Consider the following 24,355-nt stretch of genomic DNA (forward strand, 5'->3'; position numbering starts at 1 on the left):
CTTAAAAGCTGCATAATATCTAGTACAGGCGCCGGGATTCCTTGAGTGTTCGCCGGTTTTTTTGATCCCTTAAGCCCCACCATAGTCGCTTGCCGTCCTTAATTTTTTGGCGAAGTTAGTGTTAAATAGAGAGGTGTTAAATGTTAGCTGAAGAAGATATCTCCTTTATTAAAATCCACCTAGGTGGATGGTTAGCTGAGCAGTCACTCGGAAAACCACCAGTTGTCTATGAAATTGAACTACGAGAACGAATGGTGCGGGTTGAGGAGGCGCTAAAAAATCAGGGAGATGAGCTGAAATCCCAGCGCGAGCTCATTCGTGACCTCATGCTCCATATTGACAAGCGCTTTGAGCAGGTCGATAAGCGCTTTGAACAGAACGATAGACGCTTTGAAGAGATATTGGCGCAAATGGATAAGCGCTTTGAGCAGGTTGATAAACGCTTTGAGCAGGTTGATAAACGCTTTGAGCAGGTTGATAAACGCTTTGAGCAGGTTGATAAGCACTTTGAGCAGGTTGATAAACGCTTTGAGCAGGTTGATAAGCGCTTTGAGCAGATCGATAGGCGCTTTGAGCAGGTTGATAAGCGTTTAGAGCAGATAGCAGAAGAGAATAGACGGCGTTTTGAGCAAATCGATAAACGGCTCGATCAACAACATAATGAAATTATAGCGATTCATCTGGAGATTAAGCAGCAGATACGCTGGTTTTTTGCAACGACTGTCGCGGTGGGTAGCTTAGTGGTAGCGGCACTGCGGCTCTGGCCTATGTCGTAGAATTACGGTTACCGCGCCCTCCCCCCCCCGCGAAGATAATGGGAAGAGATAAAAAAACCGGCACCAAGGTGCCGGTTTTTAAGTTATGAGCAGAACTCAGGCTTTAGCCCTACTGCGCCTTAGGCAGGTCGATAGAGCGGAAGAGACCGCTATTGCCTAAGGTAGTGCGTACCTCTTCAGGGAAGGCGTCACCTGCAGTCATCACCTCAGCACGAACGATTTGGTTATCTACAACCTGAATCAGTAGTGCGGGTTGTGGATCGTGCGCTTCACCATTGGTGAAGTTAAACGGTCCGAAGGTGAGACGGCCTGCATCCACAGTGCCACCGCCATTAGTTGTAGCCGTTGCTAGCCCCGGCCCTTCAACAGAGACCGAGACCCCCTGACCATCAATGCGGCTGTAGTCGTCGATAGAGACCAAGTACATCCCATCTGCCACAACTCGTTCGCCACCCCCTGCATTATGGGTCGCCCAAGTGTGGTGTTCTGGTGCGAAGCGACTGTTCTGCTCGCTACCGCTACAGATGCAATCCCAATCCTGCACTTGGGTTCCCAAGGCACGACGGTTTGCGTAGTAAACATGGTAGGAGGCTGAGTTAGTAGTCGCAGGCCATGCCGGATAGTAACGGCTATGGAGATCCATATCGTGCCCATGCGTCCACTGCAGGGTAATGGTCATCGCGCCACTTTGAGGCGGAACCGCTGGCTGTACGGTAATGTCAGTAAAGTCAACCACCTGCTCGTTATAGTTACCGCCGATAGTCGCTTCAGTGAAGGTGTTATCCCCATCAGCCAGTTCGACATAGTCAGTAAAGCGCACCCGATAACGCAGGTAGTTATCAGCGACCGGTGTCAATGTCGGTACTAGAACCGTATTGTCACTTAGCGTGGTCGCTACTGTTGCTGCATCGCCGGTGACGGGACTTCCCATCGTCTGTGGCAGGGTGCTGATCGGCAGGTTATCGACCCCGCGACCGGAGCTGCGCAGGTACTCTAGCGTTAGAGATAGATCGTTAGGCAGGCGTAAATTGGCCGGTATATCGATGACCAGTTCGCCATCTATACGCGCTAATGTCTGCCCTGATACCGGCGTAATATGGGTAAAGAGTTGCGCCCAGTCAGCATCCAGACCCGCTTGGGCCAGTTCGATAACTTCGCTATCGGCCGGTTGGTCCATCTCAAAACTACCAGTTGCGGTCAGGAAGTTGGTTGAGGTGACCTGATAGGTGTAGGGGCCGTAGATGAGATCGGAGACATCAACGGTAGTGGTTGAGCCTTCCAATACAACTTGACGCTCAAATACCGGACGACCACTGTAGTCGTACAGTGATAGCATCACGGTTTCACCATAAGCACCTGTTGCGTTAAGGGTTATACCCAAATCACCTACGCTAGCGGCTTCATTGGTAATGTAGAGTGGCTGTGATAGAGCCGACTCGCCATTCATGTTAGTCGCTTGTACCTGCAACTCATTGTCGTAGTGGGTTAGTTGGTAATCGACATCGAAGAACCAGAGGCGGTTACCGGTCTCATCAGTGACCTCATAGAGGGCACGCGCCTGACGGGTATCGTTACGGCTCACCGGAATATCGATAATGTCGCCATTGAGGATAAATTGTAGCCCATTCGGCGCCTCATTGCCTGGACGAATCGCATCGTAGTTACCGGCACGACCATCGAAGCTGATTAAACCGCTCTCTTGATCCATCGAGTAGTTATCGATATGGACAATCGGTGCACCTACTGCCGCTTCAGTCGTGGTGTAGAGGTAGATATTACCTAAGTCCTGACGAGTACCGGCCGGGGCGACAATCTCTAGCTGCTCGGTGGTGATAAAGTTATTCTCACCGGCATTGTAGGTCGCATTCAGGCCATACCACTGTCCAGCGGTTAGGCTTGGAATGTTAAATTCACCTGCGGAGTCGGTGACTACGGTGCGGCGATTGCCGGCTAGGTCGCTCAGGATGACGGTTGCCCCGGCTGCGAGTGTGACTTCGCCGTCACCGGTGATTTGGCTGTCATTGTCGTGGTCGTAGTAAACGACGCCGGTAATGGAGCCAAAGGAGGGGAAGTAGCTACGAATCGCGGTTTGAGTCTCACCGAGTCCGGCACCGTTACGCGCTTGGACTCGAATTGAGTTGGTCCCTTCACGCAGGTCGATGGTGGTACGGAAAGTCGAGTCGGGGTTAAGCGCCAGAGGCCGCACCTGCCCATTCAGCACGATAGAGGCGGCATCGCGCACTCGACTCTCGGCTGTTCCTGCACCGTCAGCGTCGCCATAAGGAACGGGCACTAAAGTACCATCTACATCCTTATATTCGGTAATAGAGCCTTCAACGACAACAACGCCGCCCTCTTGGACACTGCCGACACTCGCTTCAATGAGTGGTACGACTTGGGAGTCCCACGCGACGGATGGTAGGGCTATGGTGACTTGCTGCGGAGCAGCGCTATAGACTAGTTCGGTTATCGTCTCATTCACTGCGGTATCGACTTCGCGCATGACCGTTAATGAGTCGGCATAGAGGCCGTAGTCGTTGCTACCGGCCACAGGGGTGACGACTAGGTCATATACGCCAACGGGTATCGCGCTAATCGTGATACTGCCCGTCTCATCGGTAGTATAGGCTGTGCCGTTAAGCTCTACCGTAGCACCAATCGCCGGGTTACTGCCCGCAGTGACAGTCACAGTCACATCGCGAGTCGGAATGCGATCCATATCGATATTGACATCGACAATATCTTCCAGCTCATCGGTAGTGGCAATATCGCGCTGGAACTTAGGTACCGGCTCTAGGGTGACATAGCGGAAGCCTGCTTTATCAGCATTGACCCGCAGATAGGAGGTGGTCATCTCCTCTACACTAACGGCACCATAATCCATCCGTAGCTCGCTAAACTGGTAGTAGCCGCCACGGTTAGAGCGGGTTGTCCGCTCCGGTACTCCTTCGCCAGGAATGACTGCCGCATCTTGTACCATGAGTAGTGCTGAGGGCTGCTGGGTAAAGGGAACTCTAAGATTCCCTGAGGCTTCAAACACAAACGGTACGCGGCTATCGTCGGTATCGCCATCACCATTTAGGTCACCGGCGACAATGGTATTCCCATTTGTGTCAGTGTAGCTCTCTTCGGCATAGATCACGGCCCGAACTTTGACCTCGACCCCCTCTGAACCAATGTCATCGATGTAACGCGGGCCAGTGTCAGCCGGGTTGGCGTCAGGGCCAATTGGAGCCGGCTCTAGCAGCGCTTTCATCAGCTCTGGATCTGAGAGTTTGGCCACTAGGTGGTTCCAGTTCAGGATGGGGGTCTTAACATTCGGATTGGTTAGGGCGATTGTCATACTATTACTAGGATTATCGCTATCATCAACCCACTGATACCCACCATTGCCATCGGGAATCAGGCGCCGAGTCTCGTAGTTGCCGTTACTAAAGTCTGGATCTGTCCAGCGAATATCGAGCTCCCAATAGACTGAAGGGGAGACGCTCTCCGGATTAGGTGTGCTGCCTGATACAGTACGGTTATAGACATAGAAGAAGCCCTTCTCCTGACTACCGCGAATATCGAACATGCAATCGCGTAAAGCGATACTCCCTTCGCCACCCTCTAGTGTCTCACTCACCGGATAGAAGAGGCGTGCTACACTATCGGTGGCACAACTACTGCCGCTGATGGTCGTAAAGCTAAGATACTCTGGATTGACGGCTACTTTTAGCTGACCATCCCCCGAGACCTCTTGGTAGTCACGCGTGCCGTTTTGGTCAATATCGTAGTCGATTTCGAGTTTTAGATCGTAGTTACCGACTAGATAGTAGTCGGCAGCGGCATCTTGCCCCTCATCTAGGTAGGTGAGTTTACGCACAATTTCATCATGCGTCAGGCGGTGGCCATCTTCAGCGCCTAAGGCCTCTTTCACGGTGACCCAAAGCGGCGCACCATTCTCATCGACATCGGTGATTAAAATTCTAGCAGCACCGCCGCTATCGGCAACCACGGCACCATCAAGCGTCTCTTGGTTGTCATCCACATGGACTTTTAGCATCCAGCGATAGTTAGCTTGTGGGTCTTGGTAGGTGATGAACTGTTTGTTCTCTTCGTCGTGATCCAGATTAGCCAATGCAGCTGGGGCGACTAAGCGCACCAATGCCTCGTTAACCGGGGTGTTGTCATCACCCTCCTCAACATAACCCCGAATCGTTGCGGTACGCGGTACTTCGTTTAACTCAATAGTGTAAGTATCGTTACTACTAATATCACCGACTAACAAACTAATAGTGTTGCGATAGTGGTCTGTTCGCAGAGCGTCAATTTGGATCGTTGGATCGCTAAAGGGCAGCGAGACATTGGCAAAGGTCACTTCGCCATTGATGTCGGTTAGCTGATGGACACCACCGGCCAGAGTCACTAGGGTATAGGGGAGTGGGTTGCCACTCTCTGCATTCACTACTTTGACTGTAATATCACGAAGCATTGGGGTAATCTGTTTTAGCACAAAAGCGTAGTCGTGCAGACCACCGCTACCGTCCTTAACCATTAAACTCCCATCTTCCATTGAGGTCATCACCCAGCGATCTAAGGGTAGCTGCCCCTTAACCGCACGGCTCTCTTGGGCGTTATAACCGTAGAGCGCCTCGGATAGGCTCTCTAGCGGTGAAGTGTGAACCGCGCTGCCGGGGGCAACCGCTGGGGTTGTGCCGGCACCCAGTTGCGGGTCGATAAACTTTACGCCACGAGAGATACGCTCCCAACCACCCGGACGACGGGCATAGACATCGATTTCGGTACGATAGGGGGCGTCAACATTGGTGGTACCAAATTCGGCCAAGAGCGATAGATACTCATTCATTGTGCCGGAGATGAGTTGGCTCTGATAGGGGTCGATGGTGGCGTAGCCGCCTAGTAATCCATTAGCCGTAGCCTCTTCAAGTGTCAGTTCAGCTTCAGTGGTGCTGTCCATAACTTTTACGCGGCTACCACCAATCACTTTCCAAGCCCAGCCACCGGCACCCTCATCGTTAGTAGCTAACGCCTGTAGTGTCTCTACCGAAGAGGCAATGGTCGGGTTATCTGCGACAAAATCGGCTGCGACAGCTGCCTCCAGTCCGGTAAGATCATTGACCGCATCAAGGGTGGTATAGGGGGTGACATTGACATTAATGCTGACATTGGGATTCTCACGACCGGCTTGGTGGAAAATAACCGAGCCAAACTGATTTCTGCCTAAGGTTGGCATAGTGACCGGACCGGCAGCATTTAAGACCCGCGCGGTTACATCATTATCGGTAATCTCTTCATTCGTTAGTAGCCGACTTTGCTCTGGCGCTTCACCATTCATGATGGAGTAGATAACCGGAGCAGGATCGTTACTCACCACCACCTCTGTAGTGACAAAGCCTTCACGGCGTAGCTCTAGTTTTTGACCAAAGATAGAGACATTATCTAAACTAAGGCGAAATCCTTCAACCGGGTCAAGAATTGTGCCCATCGACTGCTCGGTGCCATCGCCATTAATTAAAAAGACTTCGACATCTTGCAGTAGTGTTGGCGCACCGACTCCTGAGGGAATGCCATAAACAAACAGTACCGGCTCGGAGGTTGCAATCGATAGATCGCTGACATCAAAGCTCCCTTCGCTAGCACGAACTGCTGCGTAATTATTACCAAAACTATCGGTAATTTGTAGGTTATAGTCATTGGCCTTAGGTACGGTTACCGTAACGCTATCTTGTCCGGGAATGATGATGGTTAGCTGTTCGGTTTCAGTTTCTGAGGCGGTTCCCGAGGTATAGATAGTGGCTTCAAAGTCACCGAATAGAGGGATGACTGTTGAAGCGGTGCCATTTATGGTCGCGAATAGGGGTTCTGTGGCGTAAATCCAGACGCCCTTATCAGAATCAAGTTCGGTAAGGTTACCTTGTTCGGTTACAAAGTCATATAATTGCCATCCTCCATCAACATAGGCAAAGATTCGCTGTGGCTTAACATAACCATCTAGCGCATTAACCATTGAAGTGATATCAGTAATACCTTGACCAAGTCCAACCAAGTTCCATCCCAGCTGTAACGAGTTTGCATTAACATTACTGGACGGACCATCTAATGTAATTGAAACATTATCAGAGGCATTAACCCATGCGCCTTTATTTAAAATACTAGTGACTTTCCACCCACCTAGTTCACCAGAACCACTACTGAAATCATAAAATTTCCAACCACTATCATAAACAAAAATCCGTTCAACACCGTTTACTGCAAATGCCTCAGAGACTAACAAATCATCTGTAGAACCCTTAGAGTGAATCGAAACCAAATTCCACCCTTCTGTCAACTCCAACTGTTGGGATGCTGATGCATTATTGAAGTTGAGCGCAGAAAGAACTGCCAAAGCAACTGTAGAATACCGAAATTTCATATTTTTAAACCCCTAACTATAAATCCAAAATTTACCCAGCTCATAAAACAAGCGCAACAAGTGCGCTTGCTTACGGAGTTACGCTTACTCTGCTGGCGTCATTTCTAACGAATCACTATCATCACTTGTACCAGAGGCATTCACACCTCCGAATCCAGTGACTGGATCTTGATCAGCCACAAAAGTCACATAATAGTATGTATCGTTGATAGTTAGCTTATACGTAATTTCCTTATTAGCATAAAAACCGTTTACAGAAATGGTAAAGTCTCTTTCACCATCAGCATTATAATCAAAATGTGCTAGACCTGGGGCTGACAAATTTGTTCCAGTTTCATCCGCACAAAGTTGCAAAGTTCCCCCTTCTGGGAAATCATTTGTTGTTAACGTATCAATTTCTTCTTGCTGCTTTCCATCACACGGATCAGGAACGGCATCATCTGGATGGTTAGTAATCGTAACCACATAGTCGATGGCAGCCCCTTGTTCAAACTCCCCAGCCACATTAGCTGACGGCGTTGCCGACACGGTGAACTGATAATCACTGTAGTCATCCGTCGCACCACGAACAGTCTGAATAGTCACTGTCGCCTCGGTAGCACCGGCAGCAAAATTGATGGTAGAGGATTCAGGTTGGGTATAGTGGGTACCCGCTTGCGCTGTATCACCCGCTGCACCAAAAGTTAACACCCCTTGCCATGCAATAGGAAGTGCCTCATCAACACTAAAGGTTAGTGTTATGGCATCGCCTTCTTGAACCGAAACGGCATCGACAGGAACAAAACCGACATACTCTTCTACAAAATCATCGGAACCGATAGGCTCATCACCCCAAACATACTCACCCCAGTCATACCCCTCATCATCACCGATAAAGTCGGGATCATTGGGATCAAACGCAGCAATATTGCCGCTCTCATTTGGATAGTAGCGGTCAATGTGGGTATCAAACGCCGTAAAGTATGTAAGACCGTCTAAATTCCCAATCGTAGCGAAGTCATCAACCCCTTCAAGTTCAGCAATCAACGCCTCTGCATTTAATTTAGCTGACTGAGGAAGACTGGCTGGTAAGCGGCTATTAATACGAGCAACAGTAGTGCGAATATCATCAATAAGTTCATCTCGTAACGCAGCATCAATAGTTAGCTCTGGATCATTCACCAAATCACTAAACAGCTCAAGCACTTGGCTCAGATATTCCATATCCATACTATACTGATCGGCAGTGGGAATAGCGTCAACCAGAGTACCTTCGGCGTTAACAATCTTACCTATCTGACCATTAGCCTGTAGGCCTAGACCCATCATGAAGAGAAAATCCTCTTCGGCCTCGTCACCCAACTCAGTTACACGACTACCAGCCCCCCTATCGATAACTTTTACCAAAAAGTCTGCCGCATGGAGCACACGACTGTAGTCTGCTAGGTTATCCAGATTGAGTTCTGCCGGATCGATACAGACTTCAACCCCATCGCTAACGGAACAGGTTAAACCACCACCAAAACCGGTAATGACCGCTTTTAGTGACTCTTGATAGAGAGTGTCAAAGGTCTCATCGAAGGTGATATTCTCAAGATCAGCCAAGGTCTTATTTTTATCTTTAATGATGCGTGCAGCCACCATCTCTGTTTGTGGCGTGGCATTGGCCTTAACCTCATCACCAGCGGTTCGTATAATAGAGCGCATCTGCTTCAGCTTCGGCGTAGATCCATCCGCTATTGTTCCACCTTCTGCCTTCACCGTTAACGGGAATTTCGCTTTAGGGATACCGGCAGGGATCGTATATTTACCGTCATCATCAGTGGTAGCGGTATAGGTATGACCCAATCTATCAGTAATAGTCACCGTTGCACCACGAACCGGCTCGTCGATAATCACCCCTGCGACGGTTGCGCTATCTTGAACGGTAATCACCACCCGATCAGTCGCTGTAGCGCCTTTATCATCGGTAACCGTTACACTAAAGGTAAGATCTTCGTTAGCAGCTAAATTCGGTACCGTAAAACTAGGGGTTGCGGTATCTGCACCGGTTAAGGTGACCGTTGTACCACCAGCCTGAGTCCAAACATAGCTCGCAATCGTACCATCGCTATCTGTAGCAGTTGCTTCAAGATTAACCGTTGCCCCTTCCGCAACCGAACTATCATTACCGGCATCGACAGTCGGGTCACTATTCGTTGATGCAGCCGGCTTAACGGTAACAACCACCTCATCTCTCTTCTCGACGCCTTGGTCATCCTTAGTCACTAAAGTAAAAACCAACTGCTGTTGCGAAGTGATAGACGCAGTTTTAAAGGTAGCGTTTGCCGTATCCGCGTTTTCCAGTGTGACCGGTAGGCCACCTGCTTGCACCCACTGATAGGAGACAATATTACGAGTAGTATCGTTAATATTGGCCGCTAGAGTTGCTGTAGCACCTGCGGTGACCACTTGATCTGCACCAGCATCACCCGCTGTTGTGGTATCGGTGGCTGTGGCCGTCGTCGTTGCCGTATCGGTAGTGGTGGCAGTGGTCGTCGCCGTGCCGGTAGCCGTTGCCGTGCCGGTAGCCGTTGCCGTGCCGGTAGCCGTTGTCGTGCCGGTAGCCGTTGTCGTGCTGGTAGCCGTTGTCGTGCCGGTAGCCGTATTAGTACTGGTCGCTGTCGCGGTATCTGTTGCTGTAGAGGTTGATGGCGAGCTATCCTCATCATCACTACAAGCCGATAGCGTCAGCACAGCACTAATAGCTAGCGCTAAAAACTTTTGACGGTGTGGAAAATTATGGTGATTACTATTATTCATGTAACAAAATACTCCTGATTGCATCTATTGACCTATAAACCAGTGGCTAGTGTAGCCAATTTTTAAGTGATTGCCAATGACATTGGCGTGATATTAGCCCATCTAAACAAAACAAAGTGTGACCCACCTCACAAGTCGGACTCTCTTGCAAAAAAAAGAGCCCTAACCCCAATATCCTAAGATATTAGAGACTAAAAAACCTACTCCAAGTAGAGCCATATCCCCTGCCCCGCCTCAATACTACGCTGGGATCCCACTTGCCGCTCAAAATCAAAGAAGCTCCAATTTTGATTAAATCGAAATAATCTCTTTGGAGTCAAGCCGGTCGCTTCAACTCTAGTCGCTAACTGCTCGGTATCAAACGGCTGATCCACCCCAATTAAATTCCACCCTCGGTAGAGAGTCTGCCATAGCTGCGTCTCTGAATCGGCAGCGGTGCCACTAACTATCAGATCAAACGAACTGCGAGCCTTAATCCATATCCCTCTATAGGGCGGCAGACGCTCACTAGAGGTTAATAGCGGCTCAATAAAGTGCCAAGCGGGTTGGCCTTCACTGTTTGGCTGATAGAGAAAAATGCGCTCAACCTCTGACTCATTGAAGAGCTCTGCCACCGTACGCGGCTCATCAAGGTGGAGACTAATCAAATTCCACCCCGCAGCTAGAGAGATTAGCTGTGTTAACTGCGGCGTGCCGTAGTGAACACTCGCCGTAGCAGCCGAGTCGCTAAATAGGCCGATCTCAGCCCCATAGCCACAGCTCAACTCGCCATCAGAGAGCGACTCACACCCAGGGGCCTGCGTATCCTGCCAAATATGCACCGCGTCGCTTGCGGTCGTTAGGGTTACATCGGCAAGAAAACGGCTATAGCGAATCCCATAATGGTTAATCGCAACCGCCCCCTCACCGCTGATCTCATCTTCAAAGCGTCGGCTGCTATCAAATAGATTTCCATCACTAAAGTAACCAGAAGGGTACTTCGCAGCGTGAATAAAGTCATGAAACAGTTCGGATAAAGAGGTTTGGTAGTCCTGCCGCAGTCGATTATCGATAATCGACTCCCAGCCATCCTCGGTTGCAAAGCTCTCCAAAATCTGTCGCATAATATCCAGACCAAAGCGCCCCTCTAGGTAGAGAGCAAAAATGGCGGCACCATACTCTTTAGAACCATTAAAAGTATCCATATCGAGGTGGCACTGGCCATACCAACTATCGACAAAGCGGATATAGTCATCGCCCTCCGGGTAGAGCTGCTCCTCCATCGCCGTGGCCGTGGCCTCTAGGAACCAGAGATCGCTATCTAAAAAGTCGCCGCTATCTTTATAGGCAAACTGCACTAAGTGGAACAGTTCGTGCGCTAGCGTAATCTTTAGTAGCTCCCCCTCTAGCACCGGATTAAAGACCATAAAGCCGGTACCTTCACTATATTGATCAGCAAAGGCGGCATAGTAGGGTTCAATTCTGACAGTCCGCCCCGTTTGGGGATTTCTAGCGCCACGATTACCGATGTAGATATCGATATAGTAGCTCTCCGCCCCCACAGGGGCTCTCAAACCGAGGGAGGTGACATAGAAGTCGTGCACTCGGGCTAACTCCTCACTCAAACTCTCTGCCATAGCGATGGTAGCACTGTCATTGGCGTAGGTTTTGCCATAGATGACTCGGTAGGGGGGGGTGTAGCGGTAGATATTGTAGTTATCCGATTCGATAGGTGCGACAGTTAATGCCAGTGGCGCAGGGGAGTTGGTACTATCAAGTGTCGCCATGAGCACTCTGGCGGTTACCACCTCGGCGGCACTCGGCGCACTCTCCCCTCGTCGTTCGGCGAAGGTTCCCCCCGCACGATGCTCTAATAGTAGCGAGTCACCCTCCGCTACCGTTGAAGCGTTCGAAGCGGTCGCAATCAACAACAGCGGCAGTAAAATTGCCACCATAGAGTTCACCACCTGACGGCTATTCAAGAGTCACTACAACCTCTTTACCATGGAAGGTGATAGTCGCCACCTCTCCTACCGCACCGAAGGGGATCACCCTGAGGGTATTGGCATCCAATATCTCAACCTCAATCGCCTCCATACTGTATTGATAGCCCACTTGGGAGTTGCTATCATCGCCATCTTCTGGCGGCATATAGATAATCAAACTCTCCCCGCTTTGGGCGCCTATCGACTCCCCAGTTTGAGTCACCGTATAGAGCGGCTCCCCAGGATCACGGGTGGTAAAGCTCCAACTCAACCCCTGCTCAACATCATCCTGACGATAATCGACCTCAACCGAATAGCGCTCACCCCAGTTGAGCCGCTCCAGAGGAAAGAGAGCAAACTCACGGGCGGAAAATTGACCATTAGGATCGTTCGCGGCAGTTAGCAGTCGCACATTAGAGACCAACTCCCCTAGGGCATTATATAGCTCAAAGCGGGTAACTTCAGGATCTCCCCCGATTTCGGGGTTAAACTGAATAGAGACAGGGTAGCCAGAGACGCTATAGTCGGGGAGCGGATCGGGAGACTCTTCGAAAAAGACCGGCGGAATATCAACTGCATCCTCAACTGGCCACAGAACGATAGCGGGATTAGCTAACGCTACATTCGCCGTAGCCCCCTCATAAAGGGAGGCCTCTATCTGCATCGCGGAATCGGCACAGACATTCGGATAGTAAGAGCCAAAACCGCTAAAACTGTCACCTAAACAGAGCTCGGCTAAGGTCTGGTTACCCATTTTATAGGTATAGCCATTTAGCCCTGTGGTACTATTCGCCGCCGCGCCGATACCTACCTCATTGTGGGTAAATGTCAGAAAGCCAAAGCGGTGGTAAATAGCGCTCATGAGACTCTCAATCGAGCTCTCAATAGAGGAGTTGGCATAGGTATCCGACGACACATTTTCACTCACTGAGCGGCTGGGATAACCGGCATAGAGCGCTCTGTCAATCGGTGCCCTACCGGTAAAGCCAGGTAACCCCTCCTGCTCATAGTGCCCCGAGATAGCATGGGTCACAAGATAGTTTGAGTGGTTCACTGCCGCCGCCTCTAGCGCTTGATTGGAGGCAAAGGGTACCATCCCCACATCGCTACGAACACGGTTTAACAGACCTAAACCATCATCGACCGCAATATCGGTAGCTGTTGAGGTCTCGGTAGCTGTTGATGTCTCGGTAGCTGTTGATGTCTCGGTAGCTGTTGATGTCTCGGTGGCTGTTGAGGTCTCGGTGGCACTATCAGCCGCTGTCGCCGCAATGGTAACAAACACCCCAATATCGTTAATTGAACCATCACTCACCAATCGGACGATAATCGTCTCACCCGGAACAGTCAGAGTCTCACTCATCGCACCACTATAGAGACCATACTGCTGACCGGCACCATCCTCAATATAGACATAGTCGAAGCCGGCCTCCGTCGCCCCGTTAACGGTCACCGCCAACGCTTCGGCTCCCTCAATCGAGAGCTGCTGTTCAAGCGTGTCGTTCTCGCTATAGGGGCCACTATTCCAAGAGGTAAGATCGGTCGTGCCGGTATCAGTCGCAGTGGAGGTATCTATCCCACCACTATAGGGCTCCACTCTCACCGTTACGCCACTGTCGTTGACTGAGCCATCACTCGTTAGGGTAGCGACAATTGAGGCCCCTTGAACGATCAACGACTCCTCAATGGTACCTGAGAACACGGCCACCTCAACCCCATAACCATCCGTAATCGTCAGCTGATCAAACCCCTCTTCGGTAGCACCACTGACCGAGACTAACAGAGCGTTCGCCCCGACAACACCGAGCTCTTGGGTAAGGGTTGCACTATTCGGATAGGGACCACTGCTCCATTCGGTTACCCTCTGATGACTATTATCGGCAATGGTCACCGTCACGCCTGATGCGGTAGTGCTACCATCACTGGTTAACTCAGCTCTAATAGATGACCCACTCACTTCAAGCTGTCGGTCAATCTCCCCGCTCAATTGGGCAATTAACTCATCATTAGCGTCATAGAGTGAGACGAGATCCCTCTCAGCCTCTGTCTGCCCGACCAGCGTCACCGAAAGCGAGGTCGCGCCAGTTATCGAGAGCTGCTGACTCAACTGGGCATTATTGTTATAGGCTCCGCTACTCCAGCTCAGGATATCGTCGCTGCTAGCAATCGTAACCAACACACCGCTATCGGTGACAATGTCATCACTCACCAAGTCAACCGAGATAGATGAGCCTTGAACCACAAAGCTAGTGCTAATCTCACCGCTTAGTTGACGAACAAGATTCCCTTCAGCATCAGTAATAGACACAACATCGAAGTCAGCCTCGGTACGGCCACTCACTGTCACTGTTAGGGCTGAGGCCTCAGGAATACTCAACTCAACCGGATCAACAGCATCGTTATTGTCGTAGGGACCGCTATACCATTCGGTCAAGCTGCCGCCGCTATTCGCAGTCGCGCTAGTAATCGTGATATCGACCCCCGCGGCGGAGACACTGCTATCACTCACTAGCTGCGCCGTGAGGCTATTACCGTTCAAAAATAGCCGCTCAGAAAGTACCCCGGTGAGTTCAGCAATGCGCTCACCATCGCTATTGATGATATAGAGATAGTCGTAATTTTGCTCCACCTCACCGGTGATCGTGACCTCCAACTGCTCAGCATCCGGAATCGTCAACACCTGCTCTATCGTGGCGTTATCGGGATAGGGGCCGCTGCGCCAGTTTGCGCTCTCGGTGTCACTAATCGCCCCCGCAATACCGATTAGGGTGACCGTGACCCCAGCGGCGTTCACAGAACTATCCGCCGTGAGGGTCGCCGTAATCGTACCACTGGTAATCGTATAGGTTTGATTCATAAAACCACTTAACTCCCCAATCAGCTCGCCCGAACTATCACGCAGCGGCTCGCCATCGGCGTCAAACACCCTGATAAAATCGTACCCCTCCTCAGTCTCACCGACGATAGAGAGCTGATACTCGCTATACTCCAACGGCAGCGAGAGCCGTTCGCTCCAGTTAGCATTTTCGATATAGGCACCAGTCGTCCAGCTAACTCGGTTGGCTGCCTGAGTCGAGCCGGTCAGATCAAGCAGATAGCGCTGATCTAAAGTCGATTGAGGCTCCATCCCGCCATAGAGATCGTACCAACTGTAGTTCCAACTCGCATCCTCAATATTGACGCTAATCTCCCACTGACCAGAGGGGATACCCAATGGAAACTGGAGTTGCGCCTCCCAAGTGCCCTCTGTTACCGAGCCATCGACCAAGGTCGCTTCAGCAACAATCGGCTCAAGCCCGCCGCCGATTGCAGCCATGCTCTGCTCCCACTGTCGCTGCTGACTCTCATCCGCCTCAGCCGGTAGGTGGGGCCAAGCGGTCACCCCCACCCAGCTTATCTCGGCGGCGTTATCGCTAAGCTGTAGCCGTAGCATGACCTGGTGGCCGCTACTATTTAAATCTATCGTGGTAATAGACTCACCTGTCACAACATCGGGATAACCTATGGAGAGTAGCTGCGGCGATTCGGCATCGGCAACCTCACCGATGAGTTGTGATAGGTCGATAGTAATCGTTGCATCCCCTTGGGCGTCCACCACAAACTGACCCGACTGCGGTGGATAGTGGTCGATAAACAGCTCATACGAGTAGCTCCCAGCCGTTAAACCGCTGAAAGGGCCAACAGCGCCGGCAACGGAACTCCACGGAGTGTCAGCGACTAGCTGCCCATTGGCATTATAGATAGAGAACCACCCCTCACTCACGCTCTCATCCTCTGGCAGAACCACAACGAGTGCTACCTCGCCCTCACTCTCCCCTAAACCGCCACCTAGCTGCGGGTCGAGTTCAAGATAGATCGGAAAGCGGTCACTCCCTAGGCCGTTGCGGTTAGTCGCGATGAGCATCACCTCGGGTGAGGGTAGCTGTGCTGCCGTCAGTGGATAGCTAGTATCAAAATGCCACTCCGTCTCGCTCGTCTGCGAAACCGTTACGGCAACGGTAGCGACTGGGCGGTTATCGACATAGAGTTGCAGCGGCTGCACCGCTTCACCCGCGCCACCATCATAATCGAAGACGATACCGCGCAGCTGAAGCTGATTATCGCTATCTAGGGTAGCGCTCTCGGTAATCACGACCGGAACTAGGTCGATGTCGATATCCCCTAGCGCATCTAAGCCGCTATCGGTTAGGGTGATTTGACCGACACCGGTTATGGCCGGATCGATTAAATACCCCTCAGGAAGAGTAAATAGTCGCCCCTCAAACTGATAGGCGGCATTTAAAAAGTAGATCTCGTTTGCACGCAGCCCCGATAGCTGAAACTGGCCCTCACTATCGGTCTCTATCACGGTGGTCTCGCCATAGATATTGGAGACTACCACCTCAGCACCCGCCGCTACCCCACGGCTGCTGTCAGAACTATAGAGAAGTTCACCTCTCACCGTACGCAGCTGCGGCTGGTAGTGGCGAATAGCGACCGAAGATTCGGTAAAACCGGCCTGATTAACCGCCCAGAGCAGGATCTGGTTCTCCCCCTCGTCAAGATTTTGGGTGATGGAGACATTTGAGTTGCTATTGAGTGGAACCGAGAAGCTCTCGCCGTTAATCTCTAGCGCCACCGCATCGCGAATCCGAGTATCCCCACTCATGCCATAGGGGTAGGTGCTAACCTCGCCATTGGACTCTATATACTCCACTACCCGCCCCGTGACCAAAACGGTACCATTCGCTTGGACGGGGGAGACAGAAAACTCTTCGATCATCGGCGGTAACCCGACTCCACTCGTTATCGGGGCTAGAGTCATCAATACTGGGAGCTCGGCGGCGGTGGCGCTGCGCTGTAGCTGTAGGGTCTCAATCGCCATATCGAACCCACTGTCACTCGGTGGAATGGCGACAATTTCGTAGTTTCCTAGCGGTAGATCGGCCAGAGTTCTGCGGCCACTCTCATCGCTCACCCCCTGAGAAGCTCCATTTAGCCAAATCTCGGCCCCTGCGAGCGGCTGATCCCCAGCCGTGATGCTCACCACGACCGTTCTGGTCGGTCTGTTCTCTAATACTAGCTGCGGATGGGTGACGCTAGCGCTCTCGGGTCTAAATTTTGCCACCGCTTCAGGGAGTGTGGTGCGGTATCCCGCTTTAGCCGCATAGAGTCTTAATAGCGAGTGGGTAAGAGTCTGATTGGTATATCCCCCTAGGTTAATATCGATATTATTAAAGTGGTAGTTACCCTCACTATCGGTAGTGGCGATGCGCTCCGGCAAGGTATCGGCAGGCACGGCAGTACCAGCTTGTAGCGCGACCAACTCCTCTATCGTCGCGCTAAATGTGAAGCGGCGCTCATAGCGCTGCGACGACTCATTAGCCACCGCCCGCAGGACGATACCGACACCCGCACCATCAATATAGCGTTGATCGCTCTGATTTTGCCCCACCTCAGCAAACTGTACGAGCTGATTCACCAGCTTATGGTTCGAGAGTGCGGCCACTAGCACGCCCCAGTTTAGTACTGGGGTATGGCTCTGCGACTCACTCAGTGCAAGAGTTGCCTCGGAGGTAGGCTCGGTTTGCCAGCTAAAATCGCCCGCCGCTGTCGGTCGCAGATAGCTAGTCTCGTCGCCCCCACCACTTTGCCAGCTAATATCGAGCTGCCAGTAGGTCTGATCGCTCTCCTCCTCTCCCTCTTGCGGCTCAAGATAGAAGAAGCCGATCTCTCGCCCCCCTTTGAGCTGGGGGTTGCTGTCAAGAGGCACCGGTACCAATTTAGCCGGATTGAGCTGCACTACCGCCTCTAGCTGTTGCGATATCTCATCGTAGTCGGGTCTCTCATCACCGTTAAGATCATAACTAATCGCGAGCTCCAGAATGAAGCGCCCAGTATAGTAGGCCTCATCATATTGTGCCGTTGCCACGCTACGACCGAGAATGGTTATCTCTTTAAGCAGCTCGTTCGCGGTCAATATATGCTTATCGTCGCTGCCGAGTTGGGTAAGGGTGTTCCATTGGCTGCCCCCGTTATCACCGACTAACAGACGCCCAGCTGTCGCTGAGACCGTCTCCGCCGGACGGATTCGCCATTGATAGCTTGCGGCTGGATCGTCATCGACCTCAAATTGATTTAACTCATCGTTGTAGCGCAGCGTTGACATAAGCGCCGGAGAGAGCAGATGGACTTCGGCCCCTGCCAGCGGGTGACCGTTGCTATCAACTAGCTGGCCGGTGATCGTGGCGGTTGTACTCAGTTGTGGCAGGATGAGATTAACATTAACGGCTGCAGCGCTAGCTTGTAATAGGGTATCGACGGCGAGGCTCTGGCTAACCCGCTGATAGTCGCCATGCAGGGCTGAGATCGTTAGCGTGCTACTGTCGGAGGGGGGAACAATATCATCAAAAACCGCCCTACCCTCGCTATCGGTAAGAGCCACATACTGCTCTGCAATAGAGACCCTTGCCCCCTCTATCGGTTGACCTGAACGAGCAGTCACAGTCACTTCAACTCTCCGTTTTAGTGAGGTCAACTGCTTTAGTACAAAGGCGTAGTCATAGAGTCCGCCCGCTGTCTCGCCCTGTCTCATTAACGCCCCATCTTCGGCGGTGGTTAAGAGCCACTTTTGCGGGGAGACCTCCCTAGCGAGGGCATAACTCTCTTCATTGCTGTAGCCGTAGTGGGTGCCCACGCTATCACTCACGCCCGCGCCGCTATTATTGCCGAGCGCTGGATTGATAAATTTAACGCCCTCGGCAACGCGCTGCCAGCCGTCAGCGCCTCGAAGGTAGAGATCGATATCGGCCCGATCCCCAAAGTTCGATAGTAGAGCGTAGTACTGCTCCATCTTGCCACTTAAGAGCTGACTCTGGTAAGGAACAACAGTCGCGTAACTGCCTAAGGCGGCGGCGGTAGTATCGGCGGCGGCGAGGGTCTCGCCACTGGTCATATCTTTCACTTCGACTCGGGAGCCGGCCACCACGCTCCAGCTCCAATCGGGCCGCGCTGTCAGCGTCTCGGCATCAAGCTGGTGATCGCGAGCAAAGTCGGCCGCAGCCTCTTGAGCTAACTGGTCTATATTCCGAATCGTATCGGCAGAGCGGTAAGGGGTGACGAGCAGACGGATATCGCGACTAGGGTTACTACGACCGGCCCTATGCAGCAGTACCGCTTTATGCTGCCCACGGCCACGAGTCGGCACTGCGAGGGGGGCCGCTGCGTTAAATCGATAGAGGGGGCGATTGCTCTCTGACTCCTCCTGCTGCGGTAGCACTCCACGACTCAACAGCTCTCCCCCCTGCTGCACGGCAGGCTGCATCACCGCATAGAGAGAGGGGCTATTTGGAACGGGAACTTCAATGGTCACATAGCCCGGTTTACGCAGCTCGACACTCTCTCCTGGCACGGCGCTAATCGTTAATCCCGTCGCAGGGTCGGTAATGGTACCGATTAGACTACCGTCATAGTAAACATCAACCCCTTGAAGCAGTTGTGGCACACTAATGTTGCTATCTTCGGGCAGGCCATAACTGCGGACAACAACAGTCCGCGCCTCACCCGGCTGTTGCGGGATCGGCTCATCTAAGAGGAAAGTCGTGGTCTCGGTGATCGTGCTTGGCGCGTAGTCACCCCCGCTCGCATCGCTTAACTGTAGGGTGTAGCCGGTGGCATCGGCCACTGTTACGCGAGTCGTGGTGCCGTTAAAGATAATCTCTAGCGTTTTAGTGGCGCTTGTTGAGACGGCCCCCTCGCTATAGAGGGTCGCAGAGACGCCGTTTGAGAGCGGAATCTCAGTCACTACAGTGCTACCGCCCTCCAGTTGTACCGCTAGCGGGGTGGCCAGATAGATCCAGTGCCCCGCCCCCGGAGTGAGTAGGGCCAGCGTGCCATTTTGACTTAGTAGATCGTAAAAAGACCATGAGCCACCCCCAAAGGCAAACAGTCGTTGCGGATAGAGACCGGCACGCCGTAGCTCGGTAGCGAAGCTCTCTGTGGCCAAGGCCTCTGAACCGGTACCAATTAGATTCCAGCCCGATACCAGCGTATCGACCTGAAACGGTTGAGCCGCACCTGAGAGGGTCAGGGTAGCCGTCGCCTCTGAATCGATCTTCACCCAAACCCCTCTATTGACTAGGGAGTTAACCGGCTCATCTTTGAGTGCCCCTTGCCCAGTTACCGCATCGTAGAAGCTCCAGCTACCGTTGCCAAAGGCAAATATTCGGCTAATGCCATCCTGTTGCCGAAAAAAGTCGCTAACCTTGGTTGAACCATCGCTATCGGCCTGAGAGTGAAGCGTCACCAAATTCCATCCTGGATTGAGCGTTAGCGTCTGCGCTGCAGAGAGGGTGGATGAGGCAACAACCAGCCATAGAGCAAAGATAAAACGAAGAGAGTTGACCATAACCTTAGACTTCCGAGGGTGATAGATAGGGGTTGAGATTGCTGCTAAGGATAGACCATTTTTGGCGGTATGGCAAATAGGGTGAAAAACAGACCACCATTAAAAAACGCAATATAATCAATAGACTATGTAAGCAGCGCACAATTCAACCTAAGATTGTTTGCAAAAAATTATCCGCTTACCTTAACTCTCACAGGCGGCAGCGTCGCTCGGGGTAGCGCCACGACACTCGATAACTTCGCGGTGGTGCTGGCGAATGGTGGCAACTGCCACCCGCTCCCCCCAAGCTCTCGGCCAGTTCAGTGCGGTAGTCATGCACTCACAAGCAGCGCTACGGCGTGGGTGGCTATCCCCTCTTCGCGGCCGATAAAGCCCATCTTTTCGGTGGTGGTCGCCTTCACGCTCACCTGTGCTAGCTTTATATCGAGATCAGCGGCAACGGTTCGGCGCATAGCGTCGATATAGGGGGCTAGTTTAGGCTGCTGCGCGATGATAGTGATATCGCAATTGGCCACCCGCCACGACTGTTGCTGAAGTAGTGTCGCCACACGACGCAGCAGAATGCGGCTATCGATGTGGCGATATGCGGCGGCGCTGTCGGGAAAGTGTTGGCCAATATCGCCCAGTGCTGCCGCGCCTAACAGGGCATCCGCTAGCGCATGTAGCACCACATCGCCATCGGAGTGGGCCTCTAGCCCCTTCGGATAGTCGATAGCCACACCGCCTAATTTTAACGGTTTATCGGCCTCAAAGCGGTGGGCATCGTAGCCGTGCCCGATACGAAAGGGGGGGGGCTTCGCCGCTAGTCGCTGTTGTCGTTGCAAAATCGCTTCGGCACGGGGTAGATCTTGCGGCCAGGTGATTTTAAGATTCTCTTCGCTGCCGACGACCAGTTGCGGTTGCCCCCCTAGCCGCTCTATCGCTGAGGCCTCATCGGTCATCGCTAGCTTTTCGGCCTTAACCTGCTCTAACGCCTGCCGAAGTAGCCCATAGCGGAACATCTGCGGTGTTAGGGCACGCCAAATCTTATCGCGCGAGATCGTCTCGATCACACGCTGTTCACCCTCGATCCGTTTGAGAGTATCGGCAACGGCGACCCCTAGTAGCCCGCCGACCGGGTGGTGTTGCAACGTTTGCAGCAGCGTATTCAGATCGTCCGCACTCAAGCAGGGACGCGCTGCATCGTGAACTAGCACCCAATCCTCTAGTTCGGCTATCGACTGTAGCCGCGCTAGGCCATTGAGTACCGACTCACTCCGCTCGCTCCCCCCTTGAGCCTGCATCAATTTAGGGTCGGTCAGCGCCAAGTTAGGCCAGTGGTTATCGGCTGCCGACAGCACCACCACAATCCCGCTTATTAGCGGGTGATCTAAAAAGCGCTGTAGCGTCATCTCCAGCACCGTGCGACCGCACAGCGGCAGATACTGTTTCGGGGTCTCCCCCCCCATCCGTCTGCCGATACCGGCCGCCGGAATAATTGCCCAATAGCGCACTGACTGACTCATGGTGCTGTGTTTGATTCAATAATGTAGAGGTAGGCTTCACCCGGCTTGACCATGCCCAGTTCGGAGCGGGCTCGCTCCTCAATGGCATCTAGGCCGGTTTTTAGATCGATCACCTCGGCGGCAAGCGTCTCGTTGCGTAGCTGTAGCTCGCTATTTTGCTGTAGCTGGTGGCCAATGGCCGCCTCCAGCTCCCACAGACGCAATACCCCTCCGGGAGTGAACCAGAGGCGATATTGCATCCAAACCAGCGCTAGCAGCAGCAACAGCGGCAATAGCAGCCGTGGCAAGAGGGCGTTGCCGTTCGGTAGGAGGAGAAATTAGCGCTGAATATTATAGAACGCCTTCATGCCCGGATAGCTAGCTCGCTCCTGGAGTGAGTCGGCGATACGCAGTAGGCGGTTATATTTGGCGATTCGGTCTGAACGGGACATGGAGCCAGTTTTAATCTGACCGGCACCGGTGGCGACCGCTAGATCGGCAATGGTGGTATCTTCGGTCTCACCAGAGCGGTGCGAGACAACGGCGTTATAGTTGGCATCTTTGGCCATCTGAATCGCGGCTAAAGTCTCGGTTAGGGTGCCTATTTGGTTCACTTTAATCAGAATCGAGTTGGCAATCCCCTCATCGATACCGCGCTGCAAAATTCGGGTATTGGTGACAAAGAGATCATCGCCGACTAGCTGCACTTTGTTGGCCAGCTTTTCGGTCAGTTGTTTCCACCCCTCCCAGTCGCTCTCATCCATGCCATCTTCAATGGAGATAATCGGGTATTTATCGGCCCAACCGGAGAGGAGATCGGCAAACTCTTCGGCGCTTAAGCTGCGCTTTTCGGAGGCCAGCTCATACTTGCCGTTATGGTAAAATTCGCTACTTGCGACATCCATCGCCAGCATCACTTGGCTGCCGGCTTGGTAACCGGCCTGCTCAATCGCCTCTAAAATGACCTCAATCGCCGCTTCGTTAGAGGGGAGATCGGGGGCAAATCCGCCCTCATCGCCCACCGCAGTACTCATGCCCCGCCCCTGCAGCACCTTTTTCAGTGCATGAAAGATCTCCGCTCCACAGCGAATCGCCTCGGCAAAGGTGGCTATGCCGACCGGCATAATCATAAACTCCTGAAAATCGACACTATTATCGGCGTGCGCTCCGCCATTAATGATGTTCATCATCGGCACCGGCAGTGAAAACTCTTTCTGTCCCATCGCTAGATAGCGGTAGAGCGGCATCTCGTAGGCACTTGCGACCGCTTTAGCTGTCGCTAGTGAGACGGCTAAAATCGCATTCGCGCCCAAGTTGGCCTTATTTTCGGTACCATCGAGCTCCAACATGATTCGATCGATCGCCGCCTGTTCGTGACCATCCATGCCGATAATTTTGGGGGCGATGAGTTGATTCACATTCTCAACCGCCTTCAGGACTCCTTTACCGAGATAGCGCCCCTTATCGCCATCGCGCAGCTCAATCGCCTCCCGCGAACCGGTCGAGGCTCCGGAGGGAACCGCCGCTCGCCCCATGGCGCCAGAGGTTAAGATCACATCGGCCTCGACGGTCGGATTGCCGCGCGAGTCGATGATTTCTCGGGCACGAACATTAAGAATTTTGGTTTTAACATCGAATTGGTCGGTCATTGTTTAATCTCCTGTCACAGTGAATGAATTTAGTCGAAAGGTAAGGGTAGAGAGCGCCATTTTACCTGCTGAATGTTACAGTAGCGGTGTCGCCTTCACGGTGGCATCGACTCTTTGTAGCGTCTCTAACAGCGGCTCTAGCTGGTGCAGCGGCCACATATTCGGGCCATCGCTTAACGCTCGATCGGGGTCGGGGTGGGTCTCGATAAATAGTCCAGAGATGCCGGCCGCTACCGCTGCCCGAGCTAACAGCGGCACAAATTGGCGCTGCCCCCCCGATCGCTCCCCTAGCCCCCCCGGCTGCTGTACTGAGTGGGTGGCGTCAAAGATAACCGGAGCCCCCGTTTGGCGCATAATCTGTAACGAGCGCATATCGCTAATTAGGGTATGGTAACCGAAGCTCACTCCTCGTTCGCACACCATGATCTGTTCATTACCTACCTGTCGCATCTTTTCGACCACATGCACCATATCGTCTGGGGCGAGAAACTGCCCCTTTTTGATATTGACCGGCCTACCCTGCCGCGCTACCTGCTGCATAAAGTGGGTCTGGCGGCACAAAAAGGCGGGAGTTTGTAAAATATCGACCACATCGGCCACCTCATCGAGCGGGGTATTGTCATGCACATCGGTCAGCACCGGTAGGGCTAGTTCGGTGCGCACCCGTTGTAAAATGCGTAGCCCCGCCTCTATCCCCGGCCCGCGAAAGCTGTTGGCTGAGGTGCGATTGGCCTTATCGAATGAGGCCTTAAAGATAAACGGCAGCGCTAACCGAGTCGTTATCGCTTTCAGTTCGGTCGCTGTGGCCATGATGAGCGCCTCCGACTCAATCACGCAGGGGCCGGCAATGAGTAGCAGTGGCGCATCGAGCCCTATCTTAAAATCGAGTAGTCGCATCGC

General features: G+C 52.5%; 10 protein-coding genes. 2 read left to right on the forward strand and 8 right to left on the reverse strand.

Features of this window, described 5'->3' with window-relative positions; all coding sequences use genetic code 11:
* Positions 1-140 precede the first annotated feature (140 nt).
* Positions 141-776, forward strand: a complete 636-nt coding sequence (locus D5085_18435) for a hypothetical protein (GenBank protein QEP44940.1) — start codon at positions 141-143, stop codon at positions 774-776.
* A gap of 109 nt (positions 777-885) precedes the next feature.
* On the opposite strand, the gene D5085_18440 is transcribed toward D5085_18435, so the two are convergent.
* Both D5085_18440 and D5085_18445 read right to left on the reverse strand, forming a co-directional pair.
* A complete protein-coding gene (locus D5085_18440; GenBank protein QEP44941.1) occupies positions 886-7,089 on the reverse strand; it encodes a hypothetical protein in 6,204 nt (2,067 codons plus the stop codon).
* Between the two features lie 186 nt (positions 7,090-7,275).
* Complete coding sequence (locus tag D5085_18445; protein ID QEP44942.1) at positions 7,276-9,621, reverse strand: hypothetical protein; 2,346 nt, start codon at positions 9,619-9,621, stop codon at positions 7,276-7,278.
* Between the two features lie 33 nt (positions 9,622-9,654).
* Here D5085_18445 and D5085_18450 point away from each other — a divergent pair, with 33 nt between their 5' ends.
* Positions 9,655-9,861, forward strand: coding sequence for a hypothetical protein (locus tag D5085_18450; GenBank protein ID QEP45227.1), 207 nt, complete (start codon positions 9,655-9,657; stop codon positions 9,859-9,861).
* A 311-nt stretch (positions 9,862-10,172) separates the two neighbouring features.
* On the opposite strand, the gene D5085_18455 is transcribed toward D5085_18450, so the two are convergent.
* The 6 genes from D5085_18455 to D5085_18480 form a co-directional block, all read right to left on the reverse strand.
* Complete coding sequence (locus tag D5085_18455) at positions 10,173-11,933, reverse strand: hypothetical protein (GenBank protein ID QEP44943.1); 1,761 nt, start codon at positions 11,931-11,933, stop codon at positions 10,173-10,175.
* Positions 11,926-20,322, reverse strand: coding sequence for a hypothetical protein (locus D5085_18460; protein QEP44944.1), 8,397 nt, complete (start codon positions 20,320-20,322; stop codon positions 11,926-11,928). The genes D5085_18455 and D5085_18460 overlap by 8 nt, the downstream gene beginning before the upstream one ends.
* A 311-nt stretch (positions 20,323-20,633) precedes the next feature.
* Entirely contained in the window at positions 20,634-21,827 is a 1,194-nt protein-coding gene (locus tag D5085_18465; GenBank protein QEP44945.1) for a 2-C-methyl-D-erythritol 4-phosphate cytidylyltransferase, read from the reverse strand.
* The gene (gene ftsB / locus D5085_18470; protein ID QEP45228.1) at positions 21,824-22,105 is read right to left on the reverse strand and encodes a cell division protein FtsB; all 282 of its coding nucleotides are present in this window, start codon (positions 22,103-22,105) and stop codon (positions 21,824-21,826) included. Before ftsB ends, D5085_18465 begins: the two co-directional genes overlap by 4 nt.
* 39 nt (positions 22,106-22,144) lie before the next feature.
* On the reverse strand, positions 22,145-23,455 hold the full coding sequence (locus D5085_18475; protein QEP44946.1) for a phosphopyruvate hydratase: 1,311 nt from the start codon (positions 23,453-23,455) through the stop codon (positions 22,145-22,147).
* Between the two features lie 75 nt (positions 23,456-23,530).
* Positions 23,531-24,352 (reverse strand): 3-deoxy-8-phosphooctulonate synthase, encoded by an 822-nt coding sequence (locus D5085_18480; GenBank protein QEP45229.1) that lies wholly within the window; start codon positions 24,350-24,352, stop codon positions 23,531-23,533.
* Positions 24,353-24,355: the final 3 nt, after the last annotated feature.

The organism is Ectothiorhodospiraceae bacterium BW-2 (genome assembly GCA_008375315.1).
Taxonomy (GTDB): Bacteria; Pseudomonadota; Gammaproteobacteria; order Thiohalomonadales; family Thiohalomonadaceae; genus BW-2.

Coding starts and splice junctions, on each gene's coding strand:
- D5085_18435 (QEP44940.1), top strand. CDS start 141: ATGTTAGCTGAAGAAGATATCTCCTTTATTAAAATCCACCTAGGTGGA.
- D5085_18465 (QEP44945.1), bottom strand. CDS start 21,827: ATGAGTCAGTCAGTGCGCTATTGGGCAATTATTCCGGCGGCCGGTATC.
- D5085_18460 (QEP44944.1), bottom strand. CDS start 20,322: ATGGTCAACTCTCTTCGTTTTATCTTTGCTCTATGGCTGGTTGTTGCC.
- D5085_18475 (QEP44946.1), bottom strand. CDS start 23,455: ATGACCGACCAATTCGATGTTAAAACCAAAATTCTTAATGTTCGTGCC.
- D5085_18480 (QEP45229.1), bottom strand. CDS start 24,352: ATGCGACTACTCGATTTTAAGATAGGGCTCGATGCGCCACTGCTACTC.